The organism is Aquabacterium sp., assembly GCF_049274795.1.
Taxonomy (GTDB): Bacteria; Pseudomonadota; Gammaproteobacteria; order Burkholderiales; family Burkholderiaceae_C; genus Aquabacterium.
The window spans coordinates 33,813-43,979 of the sequence record NZ_JBASTH010000022.1; the positions used below are offsets into that span (position 1 = coordinate 33,813).

Sequence of the window (10,167 nt, forward strand, 5' to 3'; positions counted from 1 at the left end):
CCAGGGTAGTGAGCTTGATCGACCCGCCTTCGATCATTCGAGGCGGGCGACAAGCTCATTTACATACCAAAAGAATTTAAGATACCTATAGTATGTCCGACGGAACGAAAGGCGTCAAACGCCTGAGGGATATCAATGCCGAAGCCACGCGCAAGGCCTTGGTGGAGGCGGCCGCCAAGCGTTTCGCCAGTGACGGGCATGCCGGTACCAGCCTGGATGACGTCGCAGGGGATGTGGGGACGACCAAGGGCGCGGTCTACCACCACTTCAAGGACAAGAAGGCGCTGTTCCTGGCCGCGTACGAGTTGCTGTCCCAGGATCTGATCGCGTCACTGTCGACGGACCCGCGCATGCAGGAAAGCACCGTGGCTGGGCCCATCGGCGCCTTCCTGGTGCTCGCCACGCAGGACCGCTACCGCCGGGTGCTCTTCGTTGAAGGCCCGGCCGTGCTGGGCAGCAAGGTTTGCCGGGAGATCGACATGCGCTATGCCTTCGGGCTGCTGGCGCGCATGGTGGGGCGCTATGGCGTGGTCGAACTGCTGCCGCAGGTGTCGATCGGCGTGTTGTCCAACCTGTTGATCGCTTTGCTGATCGAAGGCGCGCAGCTGATCAGTGCGTCGGAGGATCCGGCGCAGACGGCTCAGCAGGTGGAGCTGCTGCTCACGCAGGCCATCGAGTCCATGAGCCGGCCGTTGAGCAACGCTTGAGGGGCTGCGGCAGTGCGTGCGGACGTGCCTCCTAAGGGCTCAGTCTCGGGGCAGGGCAGCGGCCTGCTGGGCCAGTGCCCGGATCTGATCCCACTGGCCTGCAGCCATTACGGCCTTGGGCGCGAGCCATGAGCCACCCACGCACGCCACATTGGGCAGGGCCAGATACTTGGGTGCGCTGTCCAGCGTGATCCCGCCGGTCGGGCAGAACACGGCCTGAGGGAAGGGGCCGTGCAGGGATTGCAGCAGCTTGATGCCGCCCACGGCCTCGGCCGGGAACAGCTTGAACCGTTCCAGCCCCGCATCCAGGCCCAGCATCAACTCTGACGCGGTGGCCACGCCAGGCAGCAGGGGCAGGGCGCCGGGCTGCTGAACGGCCTCGGCCAGCGCAGGGGTCAGGCCTGGGGATACCGCGAACTGCGCTCCTGCACGTTGTGCCGCCGCGAGTTGTGCCGGGTTGGTCACGGTGCCGGCGGCGATCACGGCCTGGGGCACGGCGCGGGCCATGGCTTCGATCACAGCCAGGGCCTGCGGGGTGCGCAGCGTGATCTCGAGCACCTTGATGCCGCCCTCGAACAAGGCCTGGGCCAGTGGTGCGGCATGGGCCACATCATCGACGACCAGCACCGGGATCACCGGGCTCAGTCGCATGGCTTGGTCGATCAGGGTGGCGCGGGTGTCGGTCATCGTTCGGGTGTCTTGTTTGCGGATGGGGTTGCGGTGCTGCGTTCGGTTCACCAGTCGCCGCCGAAGCTGGCGGCCCCTTGTTCTGCGCCGGTGACGGTATGGCGCATGCCGCCAAAGAGATCCCGCCCCATGCCGTGGTGGTGGGCTTCACGGTCCAGCGCGACCAGTTCGCGGGCGTTCCATTCTTCGGCCGGGACGACGGCATCCAGCGTGCCGGCCACGGCATCGAGCAGGATCACATCGCCGGTGCGCACGCGGCCCAGAGGGCCTTGTGCCACCACCTCGGGTGTGATGTGGATGGCCGCGGGTACCTTGCCCGAGGCGCCGGACATGCGGCCATCGGTCACCAGGGCCACCTTGAAGCCCTGGTCCTGCAGATTGGTCAGCGTGGGCGTGAGCGAGTGCAGTTCGGGCATGCCGTTGGCACGGGGGCCCTGGCCGCGCACCACGGCGATGAAATCGCGCTGCAGCTCGCCGCGCTTGTAGGCGGCCAGCAGTTCTTCCTGGTCATCGAACACGATGGCCGGGGCCTGCACGATCTGGTGTTCGGGCTTGACGGCCGACACCTTGATCACCGAGCGACCCAGGTTGCCCTGCAGCAGGCGAAGGCCCCCATTGGTCGCGAAAGGTGTGGCCACGGTGCCCACGATCTGGTCGTTGCCGCTGGTGGCGGGCGCGTCCTCCCAGGCCAGCACGGGCTGCCCATCGGGGCCTTCGCGCAGCACGGGGTGGCGCGTGTAGGCGCGCAGGCCGGCCTTGCCGCCAGCCACGGTGTGCACGTCCTCGTGCAGCAGGCTGGCGTCGAGCAGTTCGCGGATCAGGAAGCCCAGGCCACCGGCCTGGTGGAACTGGTTCACATCGGCTTTGCCGTTGGGGTAGACGCGGGCCAGCAGCGGCACGATGGCCGACAGGTCGTCGAAATCACCCCAGTCGATGAGGATGCCGGCCGCGCGCGCGATGGCCACCAGGTGCAGCGTGTGGTTGGTCGATCCGCCCGTGGCCATCAGGCCGACGATGCCGTTGACGATGGCGCGCTCGTCGATCACCTGGGCGATGGGCGTGTACTCCGGGCCGTGCGCGGTGATCTGCAGGACACGGTGGGTAGCCTCGCGCACCAGGGCTTCGCGCAGCGGTGTGCCCGGGTTGATGAAGGCCGAGCCCGGCACATGCAGGCCCATGATCTCCATCAGCATCTGGTTGCTGTTGGCCGTGCCGTAGAAGGTGCAGGTGCCGGCCGTGTGGTAGGACTGCTCCTCGGCGGCCAGCAGGGCATCGGGGCCCACCTCGCCGGCGGCGAAGCGCTGACGCATCTTGGCCTTGGCGTCGTTGGGCAGGCCCGAGGGCATGGGCCCGCCCGGCACGAAGATGGCCGGCAGGTGGCCGAAGCTCAGGGCGCCGATCAGCAGGCCGGGCACGATCTTGTCGCACACACCCAGGCACAGCGCGGCATCGAACATGTTGTGCGTGAGGGCCACGGCCGTGCTCATGGCGATCACGTCACGCGAGAACAATGACAGCTCCATGCCGGGCTGGCCCTGCGTGACGCCGTCGCACATGGCCGGCACGCCGCCCGCGAACTGTGCCGTGGCGCCATGGGCCCGGGCGGCCTCCTTGATCCATTCCGGGAAGGCCAGCAGTGGCTGGTGGGCCGACAGCATGTCGTTGTAGGACGAGACGATGCCGATGTTGGGTGCGTGCTGCGCGCGCAGCCAGATCTTGTCGCCCTCGGGGGCGGCGGCGTAGGCGTGGGCCAGGTTGGTGCAGCCCAGCCCGGCGCGTTGCACGCCCCGCGCATGGTGGGCGGCAACGTGCTGCAGGTAGCGCTGGCGGGTGGCCGCGCTGCGGGCCTGGATGCGGGCGGTGACCTCGATCAGTCGTGGGTGGGGACTCACGGAAGGCGATCCTGTCAATGTGGATTCCACAGCATAAACCCTGGGGGCATGGGTGCGGCCCTACACTGGCGTCATGACCACAGTGAGGACGACGTGATGCATGGCGGCGATGGTCGAGAAGGCGGTGCCGTGCTGCACCGGGCGGCCGATCCAGCCAGCCTGGCGGTGGAGGTGGCCCAGGCCGTGGAGGCCGGTTTGCGCCAGGCCCTGGCAGAACGTGGCCAGGCCACGCTGATCGTGTCTGGCGGTTCCACCCCGGTGCCGATGTGGCAGCACCTGTCCATGGCTCAACTGGATTGGACGTTCGTCACCATCACCCTGGCCGACGAGCGTTGGGTGCCTGTGGATGATCCCGCCAGCAATGAAGGCCTGGTGCGCCGCCACCTGCTGCGCAATGAAGCCGCCTGGGCACGGTGGGTGCCGCTGTACAACGGCAAGGCCACACCGCAGGAGGCGCAGCCGGCGGTGGAGGCCCGCATGTCGACCATTCAATGGCCTGCCGATGTGGTGGTGCTGGGCATGGGCGGCGATGGCCACACGGCATCGTGGTTTCCGGGGCGGGTGATGGATGCGGGTTGGCAGGCCCACTGCGCGGCGGTGTATACGCCGCTGGCGCCCAATGTGCTCGTGCCCCGGATGACGCTCACGCCCCGCACCCTGCTCGATGCGCGGCACATGCTGCTGTACCTCACGGGCGCCGACAAGGAACCCGTGCTGGCCCGGGCCCTGACGCCGGGCAATGCGGTGGAACTGCCGGTGCGCCGCGCCCTGCACGAGTCAAAGGCCACGTGCCACGTGTACTTCGCGCCTTGAGTGCTTGCTTGGCAAAGGCTTGAGGCCAGGAGCGTGTCAGCCGTCCTCGCCCACGGGCTCGGGCATGCGGCTGGCCAGCAGCTTGTCGATGCGCTTGCCGTCCATGTCGACCACCTCGAAGCGCCAGCAATCCCACTCGACGTGGTCGGCCGTCTTGGGCAGGCGGCCCAGCAGCATCATCACCAGGCCGGCCAGGGTGTTGTAGCGGCCACGGTCCTCATCGGGCAGGGCCTTCAGGCCCAGGCGGTCCTTCAGCTCGGGCACGGGGATCAGGCCATCGATCAGCCAGGAGCCGTCCTCGCGCTGCACGGCCCAGGCCTCTTCAGGCTCATCGGCGGCGGTGAATTCACCGGTGATGGCTTCCAGCACGTCGCGCAGGGTGATCACGCCCTGCACCTCGCCGTACTCGTCCACCACGAAGACCATCTGCGAGCTGGACGCACGGAAGTGCTCTAGCAACTCCATGCCCGACAGGGTTTCCGGCACAAACACCGCGGGCTGCAGGCCCAGGGTCAAGTCGGCGGTGTGGGTCTGCGCGAACTGCTGCAGCAACTGCTGCGCGGTGGCCACACCGACCACGTCGTCCAGACCGCCACGGCACACGGGGTAGCGGGAGTGGCCGTGCTCCTTGATGATCGCCAGGTTCTCGTCCAGCGTGTCTTCCAGGTTGAGCCAGGCCATGTCGCCGCGGGGGATCATCATCGAGCCCACCTGGCGGTCGTCCAGGCGGAACACGTTGCGCACCATCTGGTGCTCGTGTGCCTCGATCACGCCGGCGTCCAGGCCTTCTTCCAGGCTGGCGGCGATCTCCTCTTCGGTCACGCCACGGTTGCCGTTGTCCTTGATGCCCAGCATGCTCAGCACTGCGTTGGTGCAGAAGGACAGCGAGGCCACGAAGGGTTTGGTCAGGCGCGACAGCCACTGCATGGGGCGCGCCACCATGCGGGCCACCGTTTCGGGGTACATCTGGCCCACGCGCTTGGGCACCAGCTCACCGAAGATGATGGTCACGAAGGTGATGATCAGCACCACCAGACCGGTGGCGGCGATGCCGGCGACGCGGTCAGGCAGCACGAACTGCTCGTCGATCCAGTCAGCCAGCGGCGCCGAGAACGCGGCCTCGCCGACGATACCGTTGAGCACGCCGATGGACGTGATCCCGATCTGTACGGTGGACAGGAACTGCGTGGGGTTGTCGTGCAGGTCCATCGCCACCTTGGCCCCCTCGTCGCCCGTCTCTGTCATGACCTGCAGACGGGCTTTTCGGCTGGAGGCCAATGCCATTTCGGACATGGCAAACAGGCCGTTGAGAAGAATCAGAAAAATCAGCAGTGCTAGTTCCATGACAGGCGCCGGGCGTGCCGGGCCATCTGTGTCGATGCCGCAAGGGTATCAGAATCAGTTTTCAAGCCCGGTCAATGTCCCCTGGTTGTAGTCGCGCAGGGCCTGTTCGATCTCCTCGCGGGTGTTCATCACGAAGGGGCCGTACTGCACGACCGGCTCGCGCAGGGGCTTGCCGGCCAGCAGCAGCACGTCGGCGCCCTGGGGGCCTGCGGTGAGCGTGAGCTGGGTGCCGTCGCCGAGCACACCCGCCCAACCCTGGTGCAGGGCACGGCCGTCGATCTGCACCTCGCCATCGGCTACGTAGACCAGGGCGGTGTGGCCGGACGGCACGGCGGTCTGCCAGATGGCGCCGGCCGGCAGGTGGGCGTGCAGGTAGACGGGCTGGGTGCTCAGGCCCCGGATGGGGCCGCGCACGCTTTGGCCTTGAGCATCGGTGGTTTCGCCGGCGATCACCTTGACCCAACCGCCATCGGCCAGTTCGGCGCGGGGGATCTGGGCGGCAGGGATGTCGCGGTAGGCTGCGGGCTTCATTTTCTCGGCCGCGGGCAGGTTGATCCACAGTTGGAAGCCGCGCATGCGGCCTTCCTTCTGCTGGGGCATCTCCGAGTGGATGATGCCGCGCCCGGCTGTCATCCATTGCACGTCGCCATCGCGCAGGTGGCCCTGGTGGCCCAGGTGGTCCTCATGCAGCATGTGGCCCTGCAGCATGTAGGTCACGGTCTCGAAGCCACGGTGCGGGTGCGAGGGGAAGCCGGCGATGTAGTCGTCGGCCTGGTCCGAGGCGAACTCGTCGAGCATCAGGAACGGATCCAGGTTCAGCGTGGAGCGGGCCTGGAAAACGCGCGTCAGGCGCACGCCGGCGCCGTCCTCGGCGGGTTGGCCGCGCAGGGCAGTGGCCACGTGGCGCTGGACAGGGCTTGTGGTGAGGCTGGCAGTGGTTTCGGTGCTCATGACGGGTCTCCGATGGGAGAGGGGATGAGTCAATGATGGGGGCGCTCCAACCTTTCGCCAGCCTGAGGGCTTGCACGCATCGTTCAAAGGATTTGAGCGTGGGGTGGGCGCAGGGCATGTGTTTGCCCGCAGAATCCTTTGCATGATCTACATCGTTGGAGACCTGCAGGGCTGTGGCGACCCGCTCGACCGGCTGCTGCAGACCGTGGACTTCTCGCCCTCGCGTGACCACCTGTACGTGCTGGGCGATCTGGTCAACCGGGGGCCGGATTCGCTGGGTGTGCTGCGCCGCCTGCGCGGCCTGGGGGCTGCTGCCACCTGCCTGCTGGGCAACCATGACCTGCACCTGCTGGCCGTGTCGCAGGGCGTGCGCAAGCTGCACAAGGGCGACACCGTTGGTCCGATCCTGGACGCACCCGATCGTGAGGCCTGGCTGGACTGGCTGCGCCAGCGGCCTCTGGCCGTGCACGCCCATGGCTGGCTGATGGTGCACGCGGGCGTCGTGCCACAGTGGGACGTGGCGCAGACCGTGGCCCTGGCCGGTGAGGTGCAGGCGCTGCTGCGCGGCCCGGACCTGGCCAGCTTCCTGCCGCAGATGTATGGCAACGAACCGGCCCGCTGGGACGATGCCCTGCAAGGCGCGGACCGCTGGCGTTGCGTGATCAACAGCCTGACACGCCTGCGCTTCTGCGCGGCGGATGGCACGATGGAATTCGCCACCAAGGAGGGTGCCGGTGGCTCCCCGGAGGGCTACATGCCCTGGTTCGAGGTGCCGGGGCGACGAACGGCGTCGGCCTCTGTGGCGTTCGGGCACTGGTCGACGCTGGGGTTGATCAACCGTGACGATCTGCTGGCACTGGACACAGGGTGTGTTTGGGGCGGGCATTTGACGGCGGTGCGCTTGCTGGAGGGGGGCGGGCGTGAGCTGATCCAGATCCCGTGTCCACAGGCGCAGAAGCCCGGTTAGCTGGGCTGGGGGTTCTCGGATTCAAATCCAGGGTGGCGACGCCGTTTCAGCGGAAGTGCTATAAAAAATCAGAGGCTGGAGGCAGGCTGCAAGCAGCGCCCGTCAGCCTGATGCACCCCACATGGAGGCCCCTACGATGGAAACAATCAACCACGAATTCTTTGAGTTGTTCGAGCAACTCGGACTACCGTCCTCCGAGCCGGAGATCCGCAGGTTCATCAACCAGCACCGCCCGCTGCCTGGCGGTGTCAAGATCACCGAGGCACCGTTCTGGACACCGGCGCAGGCACGGCTGCTGGAGGACCTGCTGGCGCAGGATGCCGATTGGGCAGAGGTGGTCGACAGCCTGAACGTCGCGCTTCACTGAGCTGGACTGCGCCAGCGTCAACACGGGCCGCGGCAGTGGTCTGGTTGACGTTTATACTGCGAGCCTCCTTCAGGGAAGCGTGGCCGAGCGGTTTAAGGCACCGGTCTTGAAAACCGGCGAGGGTTTGCGCCCTCCGTGAGTTCGAATCTCACCGCTTCCGCCATCACAAGTGCTTGTCAGCCAAGAGAATTCAATGCTGATGAGCCTTTTCGGGCGATAGGTGTGACAGTTGGGCGTGACACTTTGGTATCTTCCAGCGTGTGAAGAAAACAGAAGTGGCAAAGCCCATCGGACTGTCCCAGCCTAAGGGACGCCCGCCGCAGATCCGTGTCTGCATCCCCCTCGATCTACAGCCGCACTACGGTGGGCGCAAGGACTTCCGCGTCAGCCTTGGCCGTGTGCCGGCTGCTGAGGCGAAGGCCGAGACCTACCGAATCCGCGCCTTGAAGGATGCCGAGTTCGCTGCCAAGCGCAGAGAGCTTGCGCTGGCCCTCCAGCCGCTACAGGACATCACGCCAGAGATGGCGCAGGTAGTCGCCCAGGGCGTCTACTCGGAATGCTTGCACCAGGACGATGCCGCCAGAGAGACCGCCGATGTATTCGAAGCCCTGCGGGAGCTGGCAAGCCTGACCGTGTCTCAGTCTGTGGGCAAAGCTCTCGCCATCGGCACGCCGCCTGCACGCCCCGAGGTGCCATGGTCTCCCCTTGATGGGCTCCCTGAGGAGGAAGCTGCCACCCTTGCAGAGTTGAATTCAATGGCTGAGGGGCAGGCCGCTGTGGACCTTGCCCGGCGCAAGCTGTCAGCAGTGCAGCCACTGGCCGACCGAGTGGCCCGCTCCCTGGGTCTCGCCGTGGACTGGACGGCTGAAGGGGGTCGCCAAGCGCTCAGGCTGTGTCTGGAGCAGTACAGGAAGGCCTGTAAGGACCGCACGGCCCGTGATGCGGGCGAGGTCATCCCAACGCCGGCAAGGCCAATGGTGCCCACGCCAGGGGCCACGGTGGGTGTAGCGAAGCCACAAGGGCAACACAGGCTGCGTGATGTCTTCGACAAGTGGAAGGCCAGCGGAGACAACCCGGGTGCAGGGACAGTCCGCAAGAAGGAGGTGGCTGTGCGCCTCTACGAGCAGTTCACCAAGGATGCGCCTATCGAGTCGCTGACGATGGAGCAGGGCGCAGAGTTCTCGGGGTGGCTGCTCAAGAAGTGCAAGGCCGAGAAGACTGCCAAGGACCATATGGACGCGGTCAAGTCGCTGCTCAACAAGGCCACCAAGCTAGGCGGCTTGGGCTGGCTGCACGAGAACCCATGGCAGGGCCACCGCATCAAGGTTCGCAAGGCAACAGCACGCAAGCCATGGAGTTCTGAAGACCTGCGCAAGCTGTTCGACTCCCCGCTGTTCAGCGCCTATCAACTCCCCGAGCACCCATCGGCTGGTGGGGCGGCTGGCTACTGGATTCCCTTGCTGGGCCTGTATACCGGGGCGCGTCAGTCTGAGCTTTGCCAGTTGCGTGTGGCGGACATCGAGGCTTCTGAGGATGGCCTGTCGATGTTCATCACGTCCGAGCGGGGAGAGGAGGGCGATGATTCTGATGGCACCAGCACAAAGACCGAGGTATCTCGTAGGCGTATTCCAGTACACCCAGAGCTTGTCCGCTTGGGCTTCGACGAGTATTGGAAAGACACACGGCAGGCCGGACATAAAGCGCTGTTTCCGCAAGTGCAACGCCCCAAGGGCCGGCCTGCTGGTGAGTATTTCTCCGACTGGTTCCTGGTCTATCGCCGGGAGCAGGGCATCGCCACACGTTGGGTTGACTTCCACGCACTACGGCATACCGCGTCCACAAGACTGACCGACGCGGGTGTGGCTGATAGCGTGTCCGACTATCTGACAGGCCACTCCTCGGGGGGCGTGGGAGCGCCCGCACTTACAAGCACATGAAGGAACTCAGAGAGCAGCAAGCGCTGTTGCAGTACCCAGAATTGAAGTTGGCCCCGGTATACCGCAGCGCTGGCCGATGACCCATCTCCCGTGTTTCCGCCTCAAGACTGGTCACCGCCGGCCCTTGTAGACGGCATTCTCACGACGAAGACGCGAACACCGAAGGCTTAGGATCAACTGCACCGGATCCATGAATGGACCCGCTCAATCAGACCCGTGCGCTCCAGTTCATCCGCTATCAGTTGCGCCTGTTGAGGGGCAAATTCCTCGGCCCGCTCGACAAGGAACTCAGTGGGTGTGAAGCCGTTGAAAAGGAGCAGGAGCCGAGCATGCGCAAGGTCCAGCATAGGCGCCTGGGTGGCGGCTGCTCGCTGCCCCTTCAGTGTGCGTTGATGGACAGCTTGATCCGTCGTGTGCGCAGTGACCATGGCTAGCTCCTTCAGTCCAGGTTCACAGCATTGGACACTGCTGGCCCACTTTGCAGAAGCTGCTTTGGTCTTGT

10 protein-coding genes and 1 tRNA gene are annotated in these 10,167 nt (G+C 65.9%); 6 read left to right on the forward strand and 5 right to left on the reverse strand.

The features are described 5' to 3' along the window. The first annotated feature begins 92 nt into the window (after positions 1 to 92). Positions 93 to 707 (forward strand): TetR/AcrR family transcriptional regulator, encoded by a 615-nt coding sequence (locus tag WAQ08_RS02630; protein ID WP_422189082.1) that lies wholly within the window; start codon positions 93 to 95, stop codon positions 705 to 707. Between the two features lie 39 nt (positions 708 to 746). Here WAQ08_RS02630 and eda read toward each other — a convergent pair whose 3' ends face one another. Together eda and edd are read right to left on the reverse strand one after the other, a co-directional pair. After that, positions 747 to 1,394: a bifunctional 4-hydroxy-2-oxoglutarate aldolase/2-dehydro-3-deoxy-phosphogluconate aldolase gene (eda, locus tag WAQ08_RS02635; RefSeq protein ID WP_422189083.1), complete on the reverse strand. Its 648-nt coding sequence runs from the start codon at positions 1,392 to 1,394 to the stop codon at positions 747 to 749. A gap of 47 nt (positions 1,395 to 1,441) precedes the next feature. Then, positions 1,442 to 3,286, reverse strand: a complete 1,845-nt coding sequence (edd, locus tag WAQ08_RS02640) for a phosphogluconate dehydratase (protein ID WP_422189084.1) — start codon at positions 3,284 to 3,286, stop codon at positions 1,442 to 1,444. Positions 3,287 to 3,334: 48 nt separating this feature from the next. On the opposite strand from edd, the gene pgl reads away from it, so the two are divergent. Then, complete coding sequence (gene pgl, locus WAQ08_RS02645; RefSeq protein ID WP_422189085.1) at positions 3,335 to 4,099, forward strand: 6-phosphogluconolactonase; 765 nt, start codon at positions 3,335 to 3,337, stop codon at positions 4,097 to 4,099. A gap of 36 nt (positions 4,100 to 4,135) precedes the next feature. Here pgl and WAQ08_RS02650 read toward each other — a convergent pair whose 3' ends face one another. Both WAQ08_RS02650 and WAQ08_RS02655 read right to left on the reverse strand, forming a co-directional pair. Then, positions 4,136 to 5,443: a hemolysin family protein gene (locus WAQ08_RS02650; protein ID WP_422189086.1), complete on the reverse strand. Its 1,308-nt coding sequence runs from the start codon at positions 5,441 to 5,443 to the stop codon at positions 4,136 to 4,138. 54 nt (positions 5,444 to 5,497) lie between these two features. Beyond that, positions 5,498 to 6,394: a pirin family protein gene (locus WAQ08_RS02655; protein WP_422189087.1), complete on the reverse strand. Its 897-nt coding sequence runs from the start codon at positions 6,392 to 6,394 to the stop codon at positions 5,498 to 5,500. A gap of 142 nt (positions 6,395 to 6,536) precedes the next feature. Between WAQ08_RS02655 and WAQ08_RS02660 the strand changes: the two genes are divergently transcribed. The 4 genes from WAQ08_RS02660 to WAQ08_RS02675 all read left to right on the forward strand — a co-directional run bounded on the left by WAQ08_RS02660 (position 6,537) and on the right by WAQ08_RS02675 (position 9,665). Beyond that, positions 6,537 to 7,361 (forward strand): symmetrical bis(5'-nucleosyl)-tetraphosphatase, encoded by an 825-nt coding sequence (locus WAQ08_RS02660; RefSeq protein ID WP_422189088.1) that lies wholly within the window; start codon positions 6,537 to 6,539, stop codon positions 7,359 to 7,361. Positions 7,362 to 7,497: 136 nt separating this feature from the next. Next, positions 7,498 to 7,728 carry a DUF2789 domain-containing protein gene (locus WAQ08_RS02665; RefSeq protein ID WP_422189089.1) on the forward strand — a complete coding sequence of 77 codons (231 nt, stop codon included), beginning with the start codon at positions 7,498 to 7,500 and terminating at the stop codon, positions 7,726 to 7,728. A gap of 73 nt (positions 7,729 to 7,801) precedes the next feature. After that, positions 7,802 to 7,891 (forward strand) — tRNA-Ser (locus tag WAQ08_RS02670). Between the two features lie 97 nt (positions 7,892 to 7,988). Beyond that, positions 7,989 to 9,665 (forward strand): tyrosine-type recombinase/integrase, encoded by a 1,677-nt coding sequence (locus WAQ08_RS02675; protein WP_422189090.1) that lies wholly within the window; start codon positions 7,989 to 7,991, stop codon positions 9,663 to 9,665. A gap of 173 nt (positions 9,666 to 9,838) precedes the next feature. On the opposite strand, the gene WAQ08_RS02680 is transcribed toward WAQ08_RS02675, so the two are convergent. Continuing rightward, a partial coding sequence (locus WAQ08_RS02680) for a hypothetical protein (RefSeq protein WP_422189091.1) occupies positions 9,839 to 10,167 on the reverse strand: 329 nt, incomplete at its 5' end.